This window comes from Sphingobacterium sp. WOUb80 (genome assembly GCF_050058145.1).
Lineage (GTDB): Bacteria > Bacteroidota > Bacteroidia > Sphingobacteriales > Sphingobacteriaceae > Sphingobacterium.
In genome coordinates, this window is sequence record NZ_CP165617.1 from 2352836 (window position 1) to 2377539 (window position 24704).

Sequence of the window (24704 nt, forward strand, 5' to 3'; positions counted from 1 at the left end):
ACATGAATTTATCTGCAGTTTTTATTAAACGCCCGGTTTTAACTATTGTCGTCAATATTACCATCATATTGTTTGGCTATATTGGTTTTAGTTTTCTGGGCGTACGCGAATACCCCTCTATTGACCCAGCGATTGTTTCTGTCAGAACAAATTATGCCGGTGCCAATCCAGATATCATTGAATCTCAGATTACTGAGCCTCTAGAAAAGGCCATAAACTCAATCGATGGTATCCGTAACATCTCATCTTCGAGCAATCAGGGATCCAGTAATATCACCATTGAGTTTGATTTAAAAAAGAACCTCGAAGAAGCCGCAAATGATGTCCGGGATAAAGTATCCCAAGCCGTCCGAAGCCTACCACAGGATATTGATGCTCCACCGGTGGTATCCAAAGCCGATGCGGACTCCGATCCCATTATTACGTTGACATTGCAAAGCGAGACGCGCGACAAACTTTCGCTGAGCGACTACGCCGAAAATGTTATTTCCGAAAGGTTACAAACCATCCCCGGCGTCAGCAGCACACAGATCTATGGTCAAAAACGTTACGCCATGCGGCTATGGCTCAATCCCGATCGTATGGCTGCCTATGGTATCACCGCTTCGGATATTCGTACAGCATTGAATAGTCAGAATGTTGAATTACCTTCGGGGAAAATTGTCGGAAACACAACCGAGCTCACCGTAAAAACCGTCGGCAATCTCTCTACACCCGAGCAATTCAACAACATCATTCTAAAAGCCGATAGCAGCCGTATCGTCAAGTTTATCGATATTGGCCGGGCCGAAATAGACGCGGAGAATCTCGAAACAAAAATGGTTAGTAATGGTAAACAGCTGGTCGGTATCGCCATTATTCCGCAACCAGGAACAAATTACCTCGATATTGCCAACAACTTCTATAAAATGCTCGATCAGATCAAAGAAGATCTGCCGCAGGATATTATACTTAACATCGCTTCGGACAACACGACATTTATAAAAAAATCTGTTGAGGAAGTCGCCGAGACACTCCTGATTTCGATCATCTTGGTCACCCTAATCATTTATTTTTTCTTTCGTGACTGGGGCATAGCGTTACGTCCGTTATTGGATATTCCGGTATCCTTGATCGCCACATTCTTTATTATGTATATTTTTGGTTTTTCCATCAATGTACTGACGCTGCTCGCTATTGTACTCGCGACGGGGCTTGTCGTCGACGACGGTATCGTTGTTACCGAAAATATCTTCAAGAAAGTTGAAGAGGGAATGTCCCCTATTGAGGCGGCCCTGAAAGGATCGAAGGAAATATTCTTCGCTGTTATTTCCATTTCAATCACACTTGCAGCCGTATTCTTACCCGTTATATTTCTTCAGGGCTTTGTGGGACGGCTTTTCCGGGAGTTTGGTGTCGTCATCGCCTCGGCCGTGTTGGTTTCGGCATTTGTTTCCCTCACCCTCACGCCGATGCTCAACGCCTATCTGATCAAAGGCGGTGGACACAAGAAGACGAAATTTTATGATTGGACAGAACCCATGTTCGTCAAAATGAATAAAAGTTATGCCAATGCGCTGGAAAAATTCATGAAATTTAAATGGATCAGCTTTCCAATTCTGATCCTATGTTTTGTCATTATTGGCATTCTTTTCTCCTCCATTAAAAAAGAAACGGCACCTTATGATGACAGAAGCAGCATTTCTGTCAACGTGACTGGCCCTGAAGGTGCCACCTATGAATATATGGACCGCTACATGCAGGAACTGGACAAACTAGTCTATGACTCCATTCCCGAAAATAAAATTAGTTTAAACATTACCTCTCCAGGGTTCGGAGCAAGTTCGGTCAACTCCGGACGTATACGGATGACACTGGTGGATCCCGAAGAACGTAAAAAGTCTCAGGATGATATTGCAAAAGAACTGACCAAATGGACAAAAAAATACGATGGTGTCCGCGTCAATGTTTCGCAAACGCCAACGATATCCATGAATCGCAGAGGTGGATTACCTGTTCAATACATTATCCAGGCACAAAATTTTGAAAAACTTCAGGAGAAAATCCCCGAATTTATGAATGAGGTCAACAGCGATCCAGCATTCTCCACAACGGATATCAACCTAAAGTTCAACAAGCCCGAACTGCATGTCGAAATTGATCGTCTGAAAGCACTCAGTCTGGGTGTTTCCGTACTTGACGTTTCACAGTCCCTCCAATTATTGTTAAGCGGTCAACGTTTCGCCTATTTTATGCGCGATGGCAAACAATATCAGGTCATCGGCCAAGTTGAAAACGACCGTAGGGCTACGCCGACAGACCTTGCTTCAATTTATGTACGTAATAACCTCGGTCAGCTTATCCAGTTAGATAACGTCGTAAGCGTTAGGGAAGAAAGCAGTCCACCCCAACTCTACCACAATAACCGGTACATGTCGGCTACAGTTTCAGCTGGTTTGGCACCCGGCATGAGTATGAGCGACGGAATTGCAGCAATGGATCGCATAAAAGAAAAGGTACTCGATCAGAGCTTCACCACCGACCTCAGTGGCGAATCACGTGATTTTGTTGAAAGTAGCTCCAATACCTTGTTTGCCTTTGGTCTTGCTTTGTTGCTTATTTACCTGATCTTGGCAGCCCAATTTGAGAGCTTCCTCGACCCATTTATCATTATCCTTACGGTGCCCATGGCCGTTGCCGGTGCACTAATAAGTCTATGGTTATTTGATCAAACCTGGAATATCTTCAGCCAAATTGGAACGATTATGCTTATCGGTCTCGTGACCAAAAATGGTATCTTGATTGTTGAGTTTGCCAACCAAATGCGCGAAGAAGGCATGGAAAAATTTGAGGCAATCATGCACTCTGCCGAGTCACGCCTCAGACCGATCCTAATGACAAGTTTGGCCATTGCCTTAGGCGCATTACCGATTGCCATGTCACTTGGAGCTGCTTCAACGAGCAGAATTGGTATGGGGGTTGTTATCGTTGGTGGTACAATATTCTCCCTTATCCTAACCTTGTTCATTATCCCGGCGATCTATTACATGTGGTCAAGACAAAAAAAGCATAGACCTGAATTTGATAACATTAAAAGCTACGAATAATAAAGACATGAAGAGAAATTTCATCCTACTAGTATTACTTTACTCCATCATGTTTCAAGCACGTGCGCAAGAAGTACTGACTTTGGAAGATGCACTGAAAACCACGTTGAGCAATAACTTCAATATTCTCCTGGCCAAAAATGACAATAACATTGATGTAGAGAATACCAGTTTAGGAAGTGCTGGTATGCTTCCAGCCGTAACTGGAACGTTCAACAGAAGCAACTCCATCCAGAATTCCAGACAGGTCAGAGCAGATGGTCAAATACAGCAGATCTCCAATGCAAAAAATGATAACATGTCTTATGGCGTTAACCTAAACTGGACGATATTCGATGGATTGGGTATGTTTGCCCGTCGCGATCGCTTCAAAGAAATACAACGCCAAGGGGAAGCGGAGATCAAATATCAAGTGATCACCCAACTCAGCGAAGTCATGGCAACTTACTACAATTTGGTGCAGCAAAAGCGCCTGATAAATGCCCTGGATACAACCATCACCTTATCACGATACCGTGTCACGCTGGCAGAAAATCGTCTGGAGATCGGAAAAGGCTCCAAACTTGATCTTCTGAATGCAAAAGTTGATTTAAATACCGATCAGACAAACCTACTCAGACAGGAGGAAAGCTTCAAAAATACCAAAACGTACCTCAATCAGTTGATGACGCGCGACCTGAGCCTGGATTTTCAAATTGAAGACGAAATGAAACTTGATACGGATCTTAAACTCGGTAATCTGATCGAAATTGCCGATCGTCAAAATCCACAAATTCAGCTTGCCATCATCAACAATCGGGTAGCCGAACTCAACTTAAAAGCAGTTAAGGCCGAGCGTTATCCCAAAATTGGTTTAAATAGCGGGTACAACTGGAACGAATCCCACTCCTCCCTCGGTTTCTCCACAGAAAATAAAAATAGAGGTCTGACCTACGGTGTATCGGCTTCTCTTAATATTTTCAATGGATTTCTGCAAAATAGAAACGAACGGATTGCCAAATTTCAGATTAAAGGTTCTGAGCTACAGATACAGCAACAAAAACAAGATATCCAGGCGCAGGTCAGAACCTTGTTCCAAACCTACATCACCAATATGGAACTGGCTCATGTAGAACAGAAAAATGAGGAGCTGGCAAAAGAAAATTTGAACATCACCATGGATAAATTCCGTATCGGTACCATTACAACTTTGGAAGTAAGAACAGCACAGTTAAACTACATCAATGTAATGACACGTAGCTATACCGCACAATATGATGCGAAGGTTTCCGAGATACGCCTAAAAGAATTAACAGGCGAAACATATTAGCAATTTCTTTTTTGCAAAAGGTCCTGTGAGGAAAGAACAGGATAGCGATGCGCTTTTTATCAGCATCTATCATTAAAAGCGAAAGGCTCCTTAACTAAATGAGGAGCCTTTCGTTTGTCTATTTAATAGTCAATCGCTATAATAGATTTCAGTGGTATTAAAACGCCACTTTTAATCTGAATATATCTATCGGTTAACGACCATACAGTGGTCTCGATACGCTTTGGTCCGGAATCAGTCTCAAAGGCGATTTCAGTTTTGGATTTAAACTCATTTCCCAACCGAAGTGCCCCTTTCAATTTATCCATAAAAGTCGCTGTCTTATCTTCACTCGCCGGGATAAATTTAAATTGAGGAATTTCCTCTTTAGCTATTAGTTCTCCAACCATAATATTAGCATTTAATGTGTAATTTATTGTTTTGCGCTATACTACTCTTATAACGCTTTAAAGCCAATCTTATTTTATCTCTTTCTGCCATTGGCTTATCTAAATCTACCGATTCCCATGATAATAATCAATTAAATCCTTGAAAACTATCATTTATTTTACAATAAAAAAACGATTGTACTTTAGACACATTGCTCCGCTTTGGGGGCCATCAGCGAGCCCGACAGGCATTTATAACGAGATATCTAAATATAGTGTCATTTCATTTTGAATTTATAGCCCAAATCATTCATATTGCCTATTTTTGATCAAAACAATATGTAAATGGAAAAATCTGTTTTTGAAAAAGAGTGGGAAATTTATTTCACGCAATGCTATTCTAACGGCCGCATTCGTTTCTCCGATTTATCCAATATCCTGCAGCTTACTGCGGGAGAACATGCCAATGCTGTCGGATTCGGTTTTAAGGAAATGGCTAAACATAACCAAACTTGGGTACTTAGCCGCATACGCATAGAAATTGCAAGATTACCCAAGTGGATGGACCTTGTCAAGGTTAAAACGTGGGTACAGGAATTAGAGGGGGCACGCTCAACGCGGAATTTCGAAATTACCGTCAATGGACAGATCTATGTGACTGCAAGCAGTTATTGGGCTGTCATCAATACCGTGAAGCGGAGCTCTGAAACACTCGCAATTTCCACCGAAGATTTTACCACCTATCCGGATCGTCCGGCAACACAACAGCCATTTTCAAAATTGGATATTTCCCAGACCGTCAAAAATCTTGATGAATATAGCGTTAAGCTCTCAGATCTGGATATTGTCAATCACGCCAACAATGTAAAATACCTCGACTGGTGTATGGACAGATTACCCATTGAGCTTGTATTGACCAATCAGATCAAATCCTTAGAGATGAATTATCTGCGTGAATTACGCTATAATGATACCGTAGAAATAAATGGCGATGCGACAGATCAGGGTTACTTTATGACAGTGACCAAACAGCAGCGTATTCATTTTGCGCTGGCCATAGAAACAAAATAAAAAGGCGAAACAACATAAAAGGGAGGCTTTGGGCCTCCCTTTTATGTTACATATAGCATAATGTTATGCAAATGCCTTATCTCCTTTTTTGTAAGGAAGGTTACCATCAAATCTTCCTGGGATCTTCACAAAACGCAACGCTTTTGTACAACCCAGCTCTGAGTTAAAGAAACCAGTCAACGTCAACTGTTTGAACATCGTGAACCAGTGTGGTGGATCGTTCTCAACATAATTGTACAATTGATTTTGTTTTTCTTTATTTTTCTCCAGAATATCTTTTTGATCTTCAGCTTGCTTTTTATTAAACTCGTTTGCTTCTTTATCCAAAGCAGCCGCAACAGCTGTTCTATCTTCAGCAGAAAGCTCCAGGAATGGTTTTCCTTTCACCTCTTTTGCTTTATCATCTAAGCTCCCAAAACCAGTTAAAAATGCTTTCTGTTGCTTCTCCGTATAACAATCGCGAACCATGACCGGAATAAAACTTCCTACCCCTGCTTCTTTCGCACCCGGAGTTGCGGTAGCTGGTAAAATTGCTTCAGCCAAATCACCTAATAAATCAGTTGTCTTCGCTTCAAACAAGGCTTGTACATCTTTTGTTGCTGAGCGTGTACAACCTTCCAAAAATAAATTAGCGCCGATAACGGTACCTCCTAAAATTAAGGCAACTCGTTGTAATGCTTCTCTTCTATTCATACTACTAAATATCTTAATTTTAGAAATTATATTTCATTTCCCAACCTTGTCTGTAATTACGTTTTACATATTGATTGACGTTATCAAAATTGGTGACACGCATGTTATCGTTATCCCACAACAATTTTAAGTTACGTCCAGGGTATTTACCATCAATACGTAAATCAGCACCTCTGATCGCCAGGTTAGCCATTAATAAAGCTTCTGTCAACGGACCTGCTATTTCAAAAGGTGAACTCACTTCTTTCTTGCCGTATCCAGCTTGACAAGCTTCAACCCATTGTGCATAGTGTCCGCCTTCTTGTCCTTGAACACGGGCATATTTCTGTGCCACTTGCTCTTTTCTTGAAGTCGGCAACAAGCGTGCATTCTGGCCATATGTATCGGCAAGGATTTTACCTTTTGTACCAACAAGCAAGATACCATTACCACCGTCACCAAAAATTTCGTTTGGACCTAATTCATCCGGACGAGCAGGCTGAATACCACCATCCATCCAATGTAAAGTAACAGGACCATTTGTACGTGCTGTTTTAGGGAAAGTTAATGTCGCATGGCTCGATGGAGGACAGCTTTCAGGGAAATATCCGCGTTTGAATTCATCCACATACACCGATCCTACAGTTGCCTGTACATCTTGTACATACGTCAATCCTAAGGTACTGAAAGGAACTTCCAACAAGTGACAACCCATATCGCCCAATGCACCAGTACCATAATCCCACCAGCCACGCCAGTTGAAAGGTACCAATTTATCGACATACTCTTTATGCGGTGCTGTACCTAACCAAAGGTCCCAATCCAATTCTTTTGGAATTTCAGCTTTACCAGTAGGCCATGCAATACCTGAAGGCCATACCGGACGATCTGTCCAACAATATACAGTGTGTACATCACCGATCAGACCTGCTTCGTACCATTCGCGTACAAAACGTGGTCCATCATTCGATGCACCTTGATTTCCCATTTGGGTAACCACTTTATATTTCTTAGCTGCATGCGTCAATGCTCTCGCTTCCCATACATCGTGTGTCAACGGTTTTTGAACATACACGTGTTTGCCTAATTGCATAGCTGCAAGCGCTTGAATCGCATGTTGATGATCTGGAGTTGATACAGAAACGGCTTCTATACGTTTGTGCTCCTTATCCAACATCTCACGGTAGTCTTTGTAATATTTTGCTTTTGGGTAGCGTTTCAATGCACCGGCAGCGCGACGATCGTCCACATCACACAAGAAAGCTAAATCTGCTTTTCCTGAATCATGGAATGCATTGATGTCACTAAAACCTTTACCCCCTACACCAATACCTGCTACTTGTAATTTGTCACTTGGAGCTGTAAAGCCATTTCCGCCCAATACATGGCGAGGGACGATCATAAAAGCCGCAGCAGCTGTTGCCGCGCTCTTTATAAAACCTCTTCTACTCGTCTTATTTGAGTTATTTTCCATTGTTATCAATCTTTAGCTATTAGATGTTACCTTTTTTCAATTCGCTCACTGCGAAATCAACCGCACGAGCAGTAAGCGCCATATACGTCAATGAAGGGTTGACACAACCTGCAGAAGTCATACATGCACCGTCAGTCACGAATACATTCAATGCATCCCAAACTTGGTTGTTACCATTTAATACTGAAGTTTTCGGATCACGTCCCATACGGGCAGTTCCCATTTCGTGGATACCTTGGCCCAAACCATATACGTTATCGTACGTATACGTATCTTTTACGCCAATGCTTTCCAACATTTCCTTCATTTCATTTTGCATGTCACCACGCATCTTCAATTCATTATCCTTGATCTCAGCGTCAAAAGACAATACAGGTAAACCCCATTTATCTTTTTTGCTCTTGTCAAGTGTAATTTTATTTTCGTGATAAGGCAAGGTTTCTCCAAAAGCGGTGAAGCCAACAGTCCAGTCACCTGGCTCACAGATAGCATCTTTCCATGCACCACCGACTTCCATCTCGGCAACAGCACCAGTCCAACGGCCACGGCCCGCAGCACCTTGATACCCAAATCCACGTACATAGTCACGTTTTTTGGTATCACCTTCTACGTTCACAAAACGTGGTACATATAAACCTGTCGGCCTACGACCGAATACATAGCTATCCAAATAACCGTCAACTTTACCACCAGCACCACAACGGAAATGGTGATCCATCAAATTGTGGCCCAATTCACCGCTACTGCTACCAAGACCACCTTCCCAAACATCTGTAGCCGAGTTCATCAACACCCAAGTCGAGTTCAATGCAGATGCACAAACAAAAATTACTTTAGCGAAAAACTCATAAGTTTGGTTTGTTTCAGCATCAACAATCTCAACACCTTTTGCCTTTTTCGTGTTTTTATCGTAGATAATCTTTGTTACGATCGAGAAAGGACGTAACGTAAGGTTATTTGTTTTTTTAGCTGCTGGTAAAGTCGCAGATTGCGTACTGAAATAAGCACCAAAATTACAGCCCAACCAACATTGATTTTGATATTGACAATTTACACGGTCATGATGTGGAACAGTAATGTTGGCTGTTCTACCCATGATGAAATGACGTTGACCACCGTATTGTTTTTTCAAACGCTCAGCTAGGTCTTTTTCAACAATGTTCATCGCCATTGCCGGCATGTAATCTCCATCTGGTAAAGAAGGCACACCATCTCTATTTCCAGAGATACCAGCAAATTTTTCAGCATAACTATACCAAGGGGCAATATCCTTATAACGAATCGGCCAATCTACACCGTGACCATCTTTTAAGTTAGCTTCAAAATCCAAATCGCCCAAACGATAAGATTGTCTTCCCCACATTAAAGAACGTCCACCAACATGATACCCACGGTACCAGTCAAAACGTTTTACTTCTGTATATGGACTCTCTTTTTCATTTACCCAAAAATCCAGGTTCTTCTCATTCAACGGATAATCTCTACGCAAAACCGGATAATCTTCGATCATTTGTTGCGTACGACCACCAGCATGAGGCCATTCCCATGGATTTTTATTTGGCGCAGTGTAATCCTTGATGTGTTCAATGTTACGACCACGCTCCAGCATAATTGTTTTCAGCCCTTTCTCTGTCAATTCTTTCGCAGCCCATCCACCACTTATCCCCGAACCGATTACAATTGCGTCATAAGTATTTGTTGCCATCTCTCTTCTAATTATTTGTTTTTAAATAGTTATTTTTTCTGTTTAGTGTGCAGCATTTGTACTGTCAATCTTTTCGTCCTTAAATAAAGCTAAAAAGATAAAAAATACAACAGCTGCGATAATTGCAGGTACAACCCAGGTATGATTCCAGAATCCAGCCATATCAGTTGCTTTCAATTCTTTGTACTTATCTCCAACATAACTTGCTACCCAGAAACCGATCAACTGTCCAACACCATAGGTTGCCAGCGTGATCAGGCCCTGTGCTGCCGATTTATATTTAACACCTGCTTTGCTATCTGTATAAATCTGTCCCGAAACAAAGAAAAAGTCATAACAGATACCGTGCAATGCAATACCGATCAACAACATAAACGATAATTCACCTGCATTGCCATAAGCAAATAACAGGTAACGGATCACCCAAGCCAACATACCGACCAAAATTGTTTTCTTGAAGCCAAATTTTGTAAAGAAAACTGGTAAGGCCAATAAGAACAATACCTCAGATGCCTGACCAATTGTCATCTTACCCGTTGGATTTTCCAATCCTATTTCGGTCAGGAACAAGTTTGCATTTGAATAATAAAATGCCAATGGAATACAGATCAATACCGAAGAAACGAAAAAGATCAAAAAGTTTTTGTCTTTCAACAATTTGATCGCATCCAGACCAATGATTGATGCAAATGATGGTTTTTCGTTTTCATCCAATTTAACCGGCGGCGTTTTAGGCAACGCGAAGGAAAATACACCTAGTACCAATGAAGCTACACCTGACATTAAGAAGGTATTTTTCAAAGCTCCTTCTGAAGCAGCAGCATCCCATCTAAAGATATAACTGATTGCTAAACCTGCTACAATCCAGCCAATTGTTCCCCAGATACGTATTCCTGAAAATTGTTTTTCCGGATTGGTCAATTGGCGAAACGAAACGGAGCTCGCTAAGGCCAATGTTGGCATGTAAAGCACCATATAAGCCAATACATACGGATAAAAAGTAGACATGTCTGCAGCACCATACATCTGATACATTAATACTGCGCCAACCAAGTGTAAAACACCCAAAATACGCTCCGCATTAAAATAACGGTCTGCAATCATTCCGACAATAAAAGGCGCGATAATCGCTCCCAATGATTGTGTTGAAAATACATTGGCCATTTCAAAATCCGTTGCATGTAGATTTTTGCTCAAGAAAGTACCTAATGTGACAAACCATCCCCCCCAAATAAAAAATTCGAGGAACATCATAAAGGATAGTTTAAATTTTATTGTTGATGAAATCATAAAAAAAAATGGTGTTTTACAATACTACTAATTGGTTTTACCTGCTCAATTTAAGAAATTAAATCTAATTGTCAATAGTACACTATTAAAATATTACAAAAAGCTATCCACCTCGCGATATGCCGCCACCAAGCGATCCTCACCCTCTTTACCAGGCTTGGAAATACCATGTTCCATCCCCATGATACCCTTATATCCTTTACTATGAATATGTTTGAATACGTTTTTATAATTGATCTCGCCCGTAGTCGGTTCTTTACGACCCGGATTATCGCCGATTTGAATATACGCAATTTCATCCCAGCAACGATTCATATTTGCAATTAAATCTCCCTCGGTACGTTGCATATGATAAATATCATATAAAATTTTACATGACGGACTGTTCACGGCCTTACATAAAGCATACGTCTCATGTGTTTGCTGCAAAAATAAATCTGGTGTATCACTTAACGTTTCCAATACCATCACCAAACCATGTGGTTCAAAGATCTCCGCCCCCTTACGCATTGCAGTCAATATGTTGCTGAACTGATTACCCCAAGGCAGTTTTCTTTCATAAAAGCCAGGTACCACAGTCAGCCATTTCGCATTACAACGCTTGGCAGCTTCGACAGACTTCTTGCATGTTTCGACGAACTTGTCTAAATACTCTTGTTTTCCTGTCGCTAAAGAAGGCATCCAGTTTTGTCCGCCATCCACAACAAATACACCCATGGTCATGCCTAACTTGGCCAATAAATCACCGATCTTCTTCTGCTCGTCCAATGTTCTGCCCAAATAGCCATTATCTTCTATTCCACGGAATCCCAAATCATACATATACCGAATTTCATCCAAGAAATTATCACCTGCATGATTTTTGAACATCCCCTGATGCGGGGCATAATTTAAGTTGAATGTCTTTCCTTTATCCATCGTATTTGCTGTATTTTGAGTTGTTGACGCAAAAGTCTGTCCAGCTAGTCCTGCCCCGGCGGCCAAAAGACTACCTTTAATAAAATCCGATCTCTTCATTTTATTTATAATTGATTAATTTTTAAATAATTTACCAAATCCATCCGAATAAATCGTTTCTATGGACTGATTTTTATTTTTAAAAATGACAAAAACCTCCACACCTTTCATTTTTTTGGCCTTTGTCTTAATTTGTTCGGGTTCCATGCCCATAAAATAATTATCCAGTGCATCCGCTTCCATGGCAGTCTTTGCATAGACGCTAACACTCAATATATCGGTCATGTATGGAAAACCCGAAACAGGGTCGATATGATGACCCAATTTTTTCCCTTTGTATTGAATAAACTTCTCAAAACTGCCGGCCGTTGTCAGCGCTCCTTCTTTGAGCTGCGCAACAGCGGTCATCAATTCCTCCCCGCCCGCATCATCGGGCTGAACAATACCAATGGAAAAGCCCTGTCCTCCTGGTGGAGTTCCCAAAGCCCTGATTTCACCACCTACTTCTACCATATAATTGGCAATTCCCTTTCGTCCCAGATAGTCGGCCAAAACATCCACCGTATAACCCTGCGCAATACCATTGACATCAATTTTAACCCCTTTTTTCTTTTTGATCAGCCGATTGCCACTGATTTCCAAGTAGTGCATTCCCACCAGTTCCTTCGCTTTTAGCACCGTCGCCGAATCTGGGGCGACCGGGCTCCTATTAGCACCAAAGCCCCATAGGTTGACCAGCGGGGCAATAGTAATATCGAATTGACCTTTCGATAATTTATGGTATTTAAAGGAAGCTTTTATCACCTTTGCCATGTGGCTATCCATCACAATAGACATTACCGTATCTGTATTGAACTTGGATATCCTCGAGTCCTTGCGGTAAATTGACATCGACAAATCGATCGTCGTTAAAATACTGTCAACTTCCGACCGTCGAACAAGACTGTCGGAAGCGAAGTAAGTAATATGGAATTGGGTACCCTGCGCGGGTCCCTCCAGCCGAATTTTATGGAGTTTCGTTGATGGTATTTGCGCCTGTAAATCAATGCAAAAAATCGTAACAAAAAATAGAAGACACAAATTCCACCTTAATCCCATCGGCCCAATAGCTTAAATATATAAGTTGGTGTTTTGACCAGGCATCGCAACAGGGTAAAAACCTTCTGCATCCGGAAGTAATTTTGGTTTAGCATCCCAAGCAAGCACATCTGGTCCCAATTTGATGGTAGATTTCAAGGCTTCATCCCATTTGATCACCTTACCTGTATAACAAGCGATACGCCCGATAATACCTGTCAACGTACTATAAGCACCATATTCTGCATTATCAAATTTATATTCGCCTTTCGAAATTGCCGTGAAAAGTTCTTTATGCTCTTGTTGATAAGGGTTTGGATTGCCCTTCGCATCGTGGCGATAGATTTCTTTTCCCTTCCAGTCGTACAATACAGCCTGTCCACCTGCAGAAAGATAAGCACGGCCTTTTGTTGCCTGGAATTGCTCGTCTACACGGTTATGTATACCTTCGAAGTGTCTACATTGACTATAAACAACACTATTGTCAGCATACGTTAATTCTAATGCAAAATTATCATAGATTTCACCATACTCTTTTCCGGTACGGTGTGCTCTGCTCCCTGTACCTTGGATCGATACGGGATAAGCACCTTTCACCCAATTGGCGATATCAATATTGTGCACGTGTTGCTCAACGATATGATCGCCACACAACCAGTTAAAATAATACCAGTTACGCATTTGGTACTCCATTTCAGTTTGCTCTGGCTTACGCGGACGCACCCATACACCACCTGAGTTCCAATAAACTTGTCCAGAGGTAACGTCACCGATCGCACCTTCGTGAATACGTTTGATGGCCTCACGGTAATTCGTTTGATAACGGCGTTGCAAACCAACCACAACATTCAATTTTTTACGTTTAGCTTCTGCAGCCACACGGATGACCTGCTGTACACCAGGGATATCAACCGCTACCGGTTTCTCCATGAAAACATGTTTACCTTGACGGATTGCTTCCTCAAAATGCATTGGTCTAAATCCTGGAGGAGTTGCTAAAATAACAACATCGGCCAATTGAATCGCATCTTTATACGCATCGAAGCCCACAAATTTGTGGTTGTCGCTTACATCGATCTTATCTTGCCATTTTTCCTTCAGCGTTTTATAAGTACTCTCTAAATTATCTTTAAAAGCATCTGCAAGTGCCACCACTTTAATGTTCATTCCCGAGCTTAATGCATCAAATGTAGCTCCCGTTCCGCGGCCCCCACAGCCCACTAAGGCAACTTTGATAACATCTGAACCGGCAGCATACGCACCTGATAAAGGCAGTGAGCTCAACACAGCGCCTCCAGCAACTACAGCAGAAGTTTTAATAAAATCTCTTCTTTCTAGATTTTCCATAACAGTTTTATATTGATTATTTTATATTAAAAGTCTTTGATCGGCTGTTTGTCGTAATAAGCCATAATCTCTTCGTGACTGGGTGAATTGAGAGGTCTTACCAGTCTCATACCCACAAATGGGGCTTCCGGAAACCACCAGTTACTTTTTGGAATTTGTGGATCCAACTGTTTCCACACGGGATCTGAAGCACCACGCGCTGCAGAGCGCATGTCCTCGGCCCCACTGTCAAAAGCACCACCACGTACAACATGTGAATACAGGGTTGTCGGAACGACTACAGGATTAGTCAATACCTTGCCTTTACCTTCATTGTAACTATCGGCCTTATATTGGTCATAAGTCCACTCGGCAACATTGCCATAAATATCATATAGGCCCCAAGGGTTCGGTTTCTTCTGTCCTACAATATGTGTTTTCTGTTCACCATTATCTTTAAACCAGGCATAATCTGCCAATGGCTTTGCTTGATCACCGAAAAAATAAGTTGTCTTTGAACCAGCTCGCGCAGCATATTCCCACTCAGCCTCTGTTGGTAAACGATAAAACACACCGGTACGGACATACAACCACTTACAGAATTGGATGGCATTGTAATGGGTCATCGCCAAGGCCGGGTGTCCTTCTTTTCCAAAACCAAAAGTCATATCCAAATAGGGTTTGGTAGGTCGTGTAACGGCATCAATCTCTTTCGACACTTTACCGTCCTTGCTCTTTGCGATCTCATAATCTTTATACAGAAATGGTTCAAACAGATCCCAGGTTACTTCATACTGGCCCATCCAAAATGGATCCAACTTCACCTCATGTGCAGGTTTTTCATCCTCTTTTCCCCCACTTGTAGTTCCCATTTTAAAACTACCACCAGGGATTGCTAGCATTTTGAACGTCAGATTAGTCCCTTCAATGGGTTGCTCATAAGGTTCGAACGTCTTCTGAGCCATAGCATGCACGCCAGCAAATAACAAAACAGGAATAAAGATTCTTTTTAACATATTTAGGTTTGTAATTAGAGACTAAAATATAAAATAAGGTGTATACTTTACACTTTGACACTATAACTTTTTTATTACAGTTTAATTCTTAACATAATAGTCCATTCATAATATCGATTTAGCAAGATGCTGATTAGTATCCTTGAGGAACTTAACTCGCCTGAAAATCAAGATCAATAAAAAAGGTTTTCCATTTCCATGGAAAACCTTAATATCTTATCACAGTATGCCCCTGCCTAAAGCAGAATCTTACGACTTACTGCTTTATCAATGGTAATATACCCCGGATAGAACACCGACTGCCCTGCAATATTGATAGAAGGTTTAACTTTTAACGTAAATATTCCCTTTTTATTTTCATCGCTTGACATTAAAAAATCCTGCAAATCCGAATTCTTCAACAAATCATAGATATTGGTTGCTATACGCACATTGGCCACTGTAGATTCTCCGGGCTCAATTTGTAATGATTGATTGACAATCCCTTCCACAAGCTGTTGTCCACCGTAAAGAATGATATACTGGAACTTATTAATGGACGCTTTTTTGAGTGTCGGGTTATCAATTTTAAGCCTGATAACTGCATCCAGTGGAATATCTTTCCGCAAATAGGCCAATGCCAAGCTCGGCGCCGCTCCCAGGTCAATTTGATTATTCCTGATCAGTCGTTGCAATGATGTCCCAGCCAGCCGAATACTATCCACCGATTCCACATCGAACTTACATTTCGCCAAGTTCTCGATCTGTGCCTTTTGTCGATTCACGCCACAGCCGGAGATAAACAACCCCAGCAGAACCAAACATCCAAATAAAATTTTCTTGCTCATAGCCACTATTTTCCTCCAAATTTATATAAAACTCCCAGTGTAAACAATGGGTACCCTGCTTTTAAATAGGTATTACTTTTAAAACCAAATACCATACCGTTCGTATATTGCAACTTCCATCCTTTCCCTAAGCCCATTCTTGTATAAAATACAGGTTCAATAAGCATATTATCTTCTTTCTCTGCCGGAAGACCATCAATAGCAAAATTCTTCATACGCATATTGCTCAGCCGAATGATGGTGCCGTAATCGATATCATGCCGGTTACCAAACAATTTCAGGGCATCCTTTTTCTCCGATGAAAAGTTCACCTGCACAAAAACCTTTTCAAAATCCATGTCCTTCGTTTCTACAATAGCCTGTCCCATCGTCGACGAACGCTTATCAACCACACTGGTATTGCCCAGCCCATACCCCCCGTAAACCTCAAACACACGATTATTTTTCCGACCAAAGCGTGTATAATAACCTATCCCCGCTTCGCCCATCTTTTGTGCATAGTCTTTGATATTGGATTTATTATCAACATAGGAACCATTAGCAATGACAGCCACATGGTCGGTTACAGCCACCCCCAGGTTGGCCGATACGTTGGCCTTTGTATTGATATTGCCGGAAACATATACCTCGCCAGCTTCTGTAAACATAGGCGCTGAAGGCACATTGGGCATGTAAATAGAACTACAGGAATAAAATGAACAGGCAAATAACCCGGCACACAAACCATATCCAAACTTATTGTATTTCATATGTAAGTATTTATTCAATCGTGCTTACATCCAATGGTATTCCGGAATGTTTCGCCTATTGTCTTAAAAACACCTATCCTTTATAAAAATTGTACCAAAGCAGTTACATTTAACAGAAAATAACAATTTAAATAAAGTCAAAAGCTTAAAGAGCTCATTACCAACTCCGATAAATTACCGCTGTAGCAGCGCTTCGGGCTAACGGCTCCCATGACAACGCCCGCCAGCAGTCGCATCGCCCAAGAACACATACAGTGGAGCAGCAGCTAAAAGTATAAACAACAAAAAAAGGCATCAATTTCTTGATGCCTTTCCAATATTGTTGCAAAACCTTACGCTTGTTCTGTAGGAACTACAGATACATAAGATTTATTGTTAGCTTTTTTACGGAAAACTACTTTACCGTCTACTAAAGCGAACAATGTGTGGTCTTTACCAATACCAACGTTTGTGTCAGGATTGTGTTGTGTACCGCGTTGGCGTACGATGATGTTACCAGCGATTGCTTGTTGACCACCGAAGATTTTGATACCTAAACGCTTGCTATGTGACTCACGGCCGTTCTTAGAACTACCCGCACCTTTTTTGTGTGCCATTTCTTTATCTTAATTTAAGACTATTTGTCTGATTAAAAATTCAATTATAACGTAATACCAGTGATCTGGATTTTAGAAAATTGTTGACGGTGACCGTTTTTCTTTTTGTAGCCTTTACGACGTTTTTTCTTGAAAACGATAACTTTATCGCCTTTTAAATGAGACAAAATTTTAGCCGAAACTTTTGCACCAGCAACGCTAGGTGTACCAATGGTAAATTTACCACCGTCTTCTGCTAACAATACATTGTCAAATTCAATACTAGCGCCTTCATCTCCTTGTAAACGGTGTACAAAAAGGAACTGGTCTTTTGCAACCTTAAATTGCTGTCCTGCTATATTTACTATTGCGTACATTGTTAATTAATTAAATGTGTTATTAAATGAAGGGCAAAAGTAATCAGTTTTTATCATAATTCAAAGACAAATTTACTTTTTCACTTCCATTTAAACGTTATCCGTTGAACAGCATTGTCTTAATCCGTATCAGGACAATGCTGTTCATCCTTATTTTTGCTTACCAAACTAAAATTCTTTTCTCAGGTGCTACATACATTTTTGCCGTAGGCTGTACATTAAATGCTTTATAGAAGGCCTCCATATTATATACGGGACCATTTACCCGGAATTGTTCGGGGCTATGTGGATCAACTTTTAAACGTAACCGCATACGCTCATCGCTGCTCTTTACGCGCCACACTTGTGCAAAACTCAGGAAGAAACGTTGATCTGGAGTGAAGCCATCAATTTTATCCTGCCCCTGCCCTTGCTTGGTTAATTTGAAAGCATCATAGGCAATATTTAAACCGCCGATATCCGCCAGATTTTCACCCAAAGTAAGCTCACCATTAACATGTTGATTATCCAACAAGGTAAAACTACCATATAACTTCGCTACCTGATTGGCGCGTTCCGTAAACTGTTTCGCATCCACAGCAGTCCACCAATCGTTTAAGTTACCGTCTTTATCATATTGACGCCCCTGATCATCAAAACCGTGTGTCATCTCGTGTCCGATAACGGCACCAATAGCGCCATAATTGATCGCATCGTCCGCATTGGCGTCAAAGAATGGAAACTGCAAGATACCAGCCGGGAATACAATTTCATTATACGGCGGATTGTAATAAGCATTCACCGTAGGTGTCGTCATCAGCCATTCGGCTTTGTCAACCGGTTTGCCGATTTTACCTGCCATTTCTTTATAGGCATGCTTTGCAGCAGACTGTAAATTGGCATAGTAGGTATCTTTGGCAACTTCTACGTCACTGTAATCTTTCCACTTCTCCGGATAGCCGATTTTTTTGGTGAATGCTTCCAGTTTTTCAATCGCTTTCTTTTTGGTTTCAGGCGTCATCCAGTCCAATTTCTCGATACGGCTCTTGTAGACTTTTTGCAAATTGTCGACCAATTCGAGCATTCGTTTTTTTGCTTCGGGCTTAAAATACTCATCCACATACAACTTTCCGACAATCTCGCCAAGGTTCTCGTCGGCCGAGCTCACCATCAGCTTCCAACGCTCCTTCTCCTGTTTCTGTCCATTCAGGGTTTTTCCGAATAATTCAAACTTGGCATCCCTGAAACCTTTGCTCAGTGCCGTCGCAGAAGCATTCGCTAAATCTGCTTTTAGTTTTGTTTTCCAACTATCTAAGGCCTGTGATTTCAACAAATTATTTAGAGCAAGATAAAATTTGGGCTGCTGTACCAAAATGGTATCGGTCTTCACATCCAAACGTTGCAAAATATCTTTCCAATTGAGGTTTGGTGTTTGCTTTTGGAATTCCTGTACCGCAAATTTATGGTAGTTTTTGATGGGATCCCGCAATTCCACCGGTGTAGCATGCGATTTGGCAATTTCTGTTTCCAAGCGCAGCACTTCCTCCGCCGACTTTTGGGCATTTGCCCCTTCGCCGATCAGCCCGAATAATTTCACCAGATACGCAACATAGGCCTCCCGGATTTTCTTCGCTTTATCATCCTGATCCAAGTAATAACTTGCTTCAGGCAGGTTGAGTCCACCCTGGAAAAATTGCAATGCATTTTTAGTGCTGATCCGGTCATCTGCAGCCACATAAAATGTAAAAAGATCACCATCCCCCTCTTTAAATCCATCCGCAGCATAAGCGATCAATTCATCAATACTTTTCAACCCATTGATTTTTTGAATGGCCCCCTCGATCGGTTTCGCGCCCAATTTATCAATCGTCACCGTATCCATACCACTCGCATAGAAATCGCCGGCCTTTTGCTGATCAGAACCTTTTTTGTTGTCAGACTTCGCCGCACCCTCCAAAATAGATTTCAGGTTTGCCAGGTTTTCATCAGCAAGAATATAAAATGAACCCCAGCCAGTTTCAGAAGCCGGGATCTGGGTATTTTTCATCCAGCTTCCATTCGCATATTGGAAGAAATTATCTCCTGGATTCACTGTGGTATCCATGCCTGAGACATCAAAAAAATTTGTGCGGACCTCCTGAGCAGTATCGCTTTTCTTATTTGACTGACATGACATCATCATTAAGATCATGGATAGCGTCCCCCATTTGACTTTTTGTATCATATTTTAAGAGATTAAAAGAGTATTTAATTTATTTCAAAAGTTTCACTTCATACAAATCTTTTCGTCTATCCTTCTTGACTTTCACCGTACCATATTCATGCAGATCTCTCAAGGCATAAAGATCAACGTCGGCAATAAGCACCATCTCGGCATTCGGCGTCGCCTCAGCTTTAATGGCATTATTGGGAAAAGCAAAGTCCGAAGGGGTAAAAACAGCGGACTGCGAATATTGTATATCCATATTATTCACACGCGGTAAATTGCCCACAGAGCCGGCAATAGCCACATAACATTCATTTTCTATCGCTCGAGCCTGCGCACAGGTACGCACCCGGATGTATCCGTTTTGGGTATCCGTCATAAAGGGCACAAATAGGATCTGCATTCCCTGATCGGCCAAAATACGGCTCAGTTCAGGAAACTCTACATCGTAACAGATCAACAGTCCCACTTTACCACAATCGGTGTCAAAGACCTTGACTTCACTTCCGCCCACCATCCCATAATATTTAAACTCATTCGGTGTGATGTGAATTTTTTTAAATTCATCCAGTTTGCCGTTGCGATGGCAGAGGTAGGAAACATTGTAGAGTTTTTTGTTTTCCACCAAAGGCATCGACCCGGCAATGATATTCACATTGTAGGAAACGGCAAACTGTTGAATGCGATCGATAATTTCTGATGTATGCTGTGCAAGCCTTTCCATTGCCAGACGCTCGGGAAGATCGTTGTAAGGGCTCATGAGTGGCGTATTGAAAAATTCCGGAAACATGATAAAATCCGTCCCATAATCGCTCACCGTATCCACAAAAAACTCAATCTGATCATAAAATGCCTCCAAATTATCAAACAAACGCATCTGCCATTGCACTAGCCCCAAGCGGATCGTCTGCTTGGTCGTCGAAATAGATCGCGTCTCTGGCTCATAGTAAATATTATTCCATTCCAACAGCGTAGCGAACTCCATCGATTCAGCATCCTCGGGCAGATAATGCTTAAGTATTTTTTTGACATGAAAATCATTCGAAAGCTGAAAAGTCAGCGTCGGATCATAAATCTCCTTGCGTTTGACTTTCTCGATGTAAACCCGCGGACTCATTTTATCCGCATAGTTATGGTAATTCGGAATACGCCCCCCGGCAACAATACATTTGAGGTTCATCTGTTCACACAGCTCCTTACGCGCATCATAGAGACGCCGGCCAAGACGTAACGCCCGATGGGCCGGATGAACAAATACTTCTATCCCATAGAGGGTATCACCTTCATCGCTGTGCTTACTGAACTTACCATCGTCAATGATCTCATAATAACTATCGTAAATATTATTCTTCTTTGAATTTAGGATAATCGACAAGGCACAAGCCACCACATGTCCATCAATCTCCACACATAACTGCCCTTCGGGAAATAATTCGATCAAATCCTGAATATTTTCCTTTGACCAGGTTTCACCTACCCCATCATAAGCCTGTTCCATCGATTTTTTCAAATCAACATAATCCTTCTTTGTCAAGTTCCGCACTTGAATATCCATATAAATCTCCTTTTTGAAATTAGTTATCTAAATTTAGTAAAAGTAAAGGCCAAGTCCAAAACTAGCAATAGGCAACAAGCGAAGATCAGATGGTCCCCAACTTCATCTTTTAGACAGTGCTTGTTCAGTGCTTGTTCAGTGATTGTTCAGTGCTCGTTCAGTGCTTGCTCAGTGTAGACTGAATAAACACTGACTTATTACTGACTAAATATTGATTAAAAAATGTTAATAGGCCCTATTTGGTATGCGAATGTTTCAGTTTTAAAATAGATCTTTGATGGTCTATACATTACCAGGCAATTATGGCAATCATCTTTTTTATACACGAACCGAATCAGCGCAACGGGAAAACTTTGCTAATATTAAGAACATAAAAAAAGCGCCAATTATTAATTGGCGCTTCTGATATCTCAATGATAGCTGCTATCAACTATGCTTGACCTTGTGGCGTTCCAAAAGGGAATGCAACTGTAGGATCACCACCTTGTTGAGGTTGTTCAGCAACACCTAAGTCCATTTTAATTGGGCCATTTAATGCTTCGAAACGGTTCACGTTATCAACCAATGCACCTAACAAGCGTTTTGCATGCTCTGGAGTCAAAACGATTCTTGATTTCACTTTTGCTTTTGGCACTCCTGGCATCACACGGATAAAGTCAACCACAAATTCAGTATTAGAGTGAGTGATAATCGCAAGATTTGAGTAGGTTCCTTCTGCTACTTCTTCTGTCAACTCAATGCTCAATTCGTTTTGATTTTGGTTATTTTCCATAATAATTCTAATGATAAGTTAATATATTCTTAAATTCTACTTTGTAAATGTTCTAAAGTCTTGTCCATTCTCAATATTCAATAATGTTTCGTAGATCAATCTGATCACATTGTCAACATCTTCTTTATGAACCATCTCCACTGTTGTGTGCATATAACGGAGCGGTAAAGAAATCAACGCAGACGGTACACCACCATTACTATAGGCAAATGCGTCCGTATCAGTTCCTGTAAAACGAGAAGAAGCCTGACGCTGGAAAGGAATATTATTCTTCTCAGCAACCTTAACCAACAGTTTATTCAGATTGATCTGAACTGCTGGAGCATAAGACAATACCGGACCTTTTCCTGAAAACAGATCGCCCTGCGTGATTTTATTGATCATCGGAGTTTGTGTATCATGTGTCACATCGGTTACGATAGCGACATTCGGTTTGATACGATCTGCAATCATTTCGGCACCACGTAAACCAATCTCTTCTTGCACCGAATTTACGATATATAATCCAAATGGCAATTTCTTTTTATTCTCTTTTAGCAAACGAGCAACCTCAGCGATCATAAAACCACCGGCACGATTGTCCATAGCCCGCCCAACATAATAACGGTCGTTGAGGATAGAGAATGTATCTTCGTATGTAATGACACACCCCACATGTATACCCAAGGCTTCAACCTCTTCTTTGGTACTACAGCCGCAGTCCAAAAAGATGTTTTTTAGCGAAGGATTTTCTTCTTTCTCTCCCGAACGTGTATGAATTGCCGGCCAGCCGAATACAGCTTTGACAATGCCCTTTTCCGTATGGATATTCACGCGCTTAGACGGTGCAATCTGGTGATCCGAACCACCGTTACGTATCACATAGATTAGTCCATCTTTGGTAATGTAATTGACAAACCAAGAAATCTCATCCGCATGAGCCTCTATAACGACCTTATATTCCGCCTTTGGATTGATTACCCCTACAGCCGTACCGTAGTTGTCAACGAATGTATCATCAACATAAGGCTTCAAATAATCCAACCACAGTCGCTGTCCTTCCCACTCGAATCCTGTAGGAGAAGCATTATTGATATATTTCTCAAAAAATGAAAGCGAATCTTTAGTCACAACCGCGTCGTGCTTCGGCTCTTTTTTCTTGTTTTTTTCTGCCATCTTTTCCTTTTCTATTTACTTTCGTCAAAATATGAAAATTTCAATGAAATGCAAAAGTAAAAATGTTTTTTGAAATATTGTTTGCGCATTTTTTAGATCATCTCCCCTTATTTTAGTAAAAAAGATCAGCAAAAGACAATATTTCATTCACGATGAATGGATTAGGTTCGCAGCCTAATGATATTATGCTTAAAAACAAATTGTAGGAATAAAAAATGAGATTAAAGCTTATCTTTACTCCAAAGTAATTTAAACAGCTATAAAATTTATGAATTCAATATTAAGTGCAATACATTGGAATATTGACCCCGAAATGTTCAACTTTGGCGCCTTTGCCCTTCGCTATTATGCCTTATGCTGGTTATTAGCGTTTTTTGTTTCCTACGTGATCATGTTGCGTATATTCAAAAAGGAAGGCCGCACACAGGAACAATTGGATCAGCTTTCAATTTATATTTTCCTGGGCACTTTGATCGGAGCTCGATTGGGGCACTGCCTATTTTACGATTTTGACTATTACAAAGATCATATACTTGAAATCTTCCTTCCTTTCAAATGGGATAAAACAGGATTTCATATCACCGGCTTTGCAGGTTTGGCTTCCCACGGCGGCGCCATCGGTATTATCCTCGCGCTATATTTATTCTGCAGAAAAACAAAAACCGACTTTTTATGGTTAGCGGACAGATTGGTCGTTGTAGTCCCTATTGCCGGTGCACTTATTCGAATCGGAAATTTCTTCAATTCTGAAATAATTGGTACACCTACTGATCTACCTTGGGCTATCGTGTTTGACCGTGTAGACAATGTACCACGCCATCCAGGACAACTCTATGAAGCAATTGCCTATATTTTGATCTTTATTGTCATTGGTTCCCTATTCAAATCGAATCCCAATCGCCAAAAAGGTCAATTATTTGGCATATTCATGGTCTTATTATTTGGCGCACGTATGGTCTTGGAACATTTTAAAATTGACCAGGAAGCTTTCGAGCAAAGTATGATTTTAAACATGGGCCAATTGCTCAGTATACCTTTTATTCTGGTAGGTTTCTATTTTATCTTCCGGAAAACCAAAGCTTAAAACAAGGCGTAATATATACTTGTCTACAAATACAAGATTTAACAGGCATCTTTTCTAGAAAAGATGCCTTGTTT

At 41.1% G+C, this 24704-nt stretch carries 21 protein-coding genes; 4 read left to right on the forward strand and 17 right to left on the reverse strand.

What is annotated here, in order from left to right; all coding sequences use genetic code 11:
* Window positions 1-2: 2 nt before the first annotated feature.
* Together AB1Z56_RS09885 and AB1Z56_RS09890 are read left to right on the forward strand one after the other, a co-directional pair.
* On the forward strand, window positions 3-3086 hold the full coding sequence (locus AB1Z56_RS09885; RefSeq protein WP_426791932.1) for an efflux RND transporter permease subunit: 3084 nt from the start codon (window positions 3-5) through the stop codon (window positions 3084-3086).
* Between the two features lie 7 nt (window positions 3087-3093).
* Entirely contained in the window at window positions 3094-4395 is a 1302-nt protein-coding gene (locus tag AB1Z56_RS09890; RefSeq protein WP_426791933.1) for a TolC family protein, read from the forward strand.
* A 122-nt stretch (window positions 4396-4517) separates the two neighbouring features.
* Here the strand turns inward: AB1Z56_RS09890 and AB1Z56_RS09895 are convergent, their stop codons facing one another.
* Window positions 4518-4784: a hypothetical protein gene (locus AB1Z56_RS09895; RefSeq protein WP_172462508.1), complete on the reverse strand. Its 267-nt coding sequence runs from the start codon at window positions 4782-4784 to the stop codon at window positions 4518-4520.
* A 324-nt stretch (window positions 4785-5108) separates the two neighbouring features.
* On the opposite strand from AB1Z56_RS09895, the gene AB1Z56_RS09900 reads away from it, so the two are divergent.
* Window positions 5109-5834, forward strand: a complete 726-nt coding sequence (locus AB1Z56_RS09900; RefSeq protein WP_309367071.1) for an acyl-[acyl-carrier-protein] thioesterase — start codon at window positions 5109-5111, stop codon at window positions 5832-5834.
* A gap of 63 nt (window positions 5835-5897) precedes the next feature.
* Here the strand turns inward: AB1Z56_RS09900 and AB1Z56_RS09905 are convergent, their stop codons facing one another.
* The 16 genes from AB1Z56_RS09905 to AB1Z56_RS09980 form a co-directional block, all read right to left on the reverse strand.
* On the reverse strand, window positions 5898-6527 hold the full coding sequence (locus tag AB1Z56_RS09905; protein WP_075992886.1) for a gluconate 2-dehydrogenase subunit 3 family protein: 630 nt from the start codon (window positions 6525-6527) through the stop codon (window positions 5898-5900).
* 19 nt (window positions 6528-6546) lie between these two features.
* A complete protein-coding gene (locus AB1Z56_RS09910; RefSeq protein WP_309367072.1) occupies window positions 6547-7980 on the reverse strand; it encodes a Gfo/Idh/MocA family protein in 1434 nt (477 codons plus the stop codon).
* 19 nt (window positions 7981-7999) lie between these two features.
* Window positions 8000-9685 carry a GMC oxidoreductase gene (locus AB1Z56_RS09915; protein ID WP_426791934.1) on the reverse strand — a complete coding sequence of 562 codons (1686 nt, stop codon included), beginning with the start codon at window positions 9683-9685 and terminating at the stop codon, window positions 8000-8002.
* Window positions 9686-9727: 42 nt separating this feature from the next.
* On the reverse strand, window positions 9728-10972 hold the full coding sequence (locus AB1Z56_RS09920) for an MFS transporter (RefSeq protein WP_309367092.1): 1245 nt from the start codon (window positions 10970-10972) through the stop codon (window positions 9728-9730).
* Window positions 10973-11068: 96 nt separating this feature from the next.
* Complete coding sequence (locus AB1Z56_RS09925; RefSeq protein WP_075992889.1) at window positions 11069-11992, reverse strand: hydroxypyruvate isomerase family protein; 924 nt, start codon at window positions 11990-11992, stop codon at window positions 11069-11071.
* A gap of 15 nt (window positions 11993-12007) precedes the next feature.
* Window positions 12008-13030: an FAD:protein FMN transferase gene (locus AB1Z56_RS09930; RefSeq protein ID WP_426791935.1), complete on the reverse strand. Its 1023-nt coding sequence runs from the start codon at window positions 13028-13030 to the stop codon at window positions 12008-12010.
* Between the two features lie 12 nt (window positions 13031-13042).
* A complete protein-coding gene (locus AB1Z56_RS09935; RefSeq protein ID WP_426791936.1) occupies window positions 13043-14356 on the reverse strand; it encodes a Gfo/Idh/MocA family oxidoreductase in 1314 nt (437 codons plus the stop codon).
* Between the two features lie 26 nt (window positions 14357-14382).
* A complete protein-coding gene (locus tag AB1Z56_RS09940; protein ID WP_426791937.1) occupies window positions 14383-15351 on the reverse strand; it encodes a formylglycine-generating enzyme family protein in 969 nt (322 codons plus the stop codon).
* A 236-nt stretch (window positions 15352-15587) separates the two neighbouring features.
* On the reverse strand, window positions 15588-16178 hold the full coding sequence (locus AB1Z56_RS09945) for a hypothetical protein (protein ID WP_075992892.1): 591 nt from the start codon (window positions 16176-16178) through the stop codon (window positions 15588-15590).
* Window positions 16179-16183: 5 nt separating this feature from the next.
* Window positions 16184-16927: a hypothetical protein gene (locus AB1Z56_RS09950; RefSeq protein WP_115049607.1), complete on the reverse strand. Its 744-nt coding sequence runs from the start codon at window positions 16925-16927 to the stop codon at window positions 16184-16186.
* 332 nt (window positions 16928-17259) lie between these two features.
* Window positions 17260-17523 (reverse strand): 50S ribosomal protein L27, encoded by a 264-nt coding sequence (gene rpmA, locus AB1Z56_RS09955; protein WP_046672918.1) that lies wholly within the window; start codon window positions 17521-17523, stop codon window positions 17260-17262.
* Window positions 17524-17567: 44 nt separating this feature from the next.
* Window positions 17568-17879, reverse strand: a complete 312-nt coding sequence (gene rplU / locus AB1Z56_RS09960) for a 50S ribosomal protein L21 (protein WP_028068281.1) — start codon at window positions 17877-17879, stop codon at window positions 17568-17570.
* A 160-nt stretch (window positions 17880-18039) separates the two neighbouring features.
* On the reverse strand, window positions 18040-20082 hold the full coding sequence (locus AB1Z56_RS09965; protein ID WP_426791938.1) for a M13 family metallopeptidase: 2043 nt from the start codon (window positions 20080-20082) through the stop codon (window positions 18040-18042).
* A 28-nt stretch (window positions 20083-20110) separates the two neighbouring features.
* Window positions 20111-21619, reverse strand: coding sequence for a carbon-nitrogen hydrolase family protein (locus tag AB1Z56_RS09970; RefSeq protein ID WP_309367079.1), 1509 nt, complete (start codon window positions 21617-21619; stop codon window positions 20111-20113).
* Window positions 21620-22049: 430 nt separating this feature from the next.
* A complete protein-coding gene (locus AB1Z56_RS09975) occupies window positions 22050-22391 on the reverse strand; it encodes a DUF3467 domain-containing protein (protein ID WP_046672455.1) in 342 nt (113 codons plus the stop codon).
* A 36-nt stretch (window positions 22392-22427) separates the two neighbouring features.
* A complete protein-coding gene (locus AB1Z56_RS09980; RefSeq protein WP_070561144.1) occupies window positions 22428-23546 on the reverse strand; it encodes a M42 family metallopeptidase in 1119 nt (372 codons plus the stop codon).
* Window positions 23547-23814: 268 nt separating this feature from the next.
* On the opposite strand from AB1Z56_RS09980, the gene lgt reads away from it, so the two are divergent.
* Window positions 23815-24630: a prolipoprotein diacylglyceryl transferase gene (gene lgt / locus AB1Z56_RS09985; protein WP_313265228.1), complete on the forward strand. Its 816-nt coding sequence runs from the start codon at window positions 23815-23817 to the stop codon at window positions 24628-24630.
* The last annotated feature ends 74 nt before the right edge of the window (window positions 24631-24704 follow it).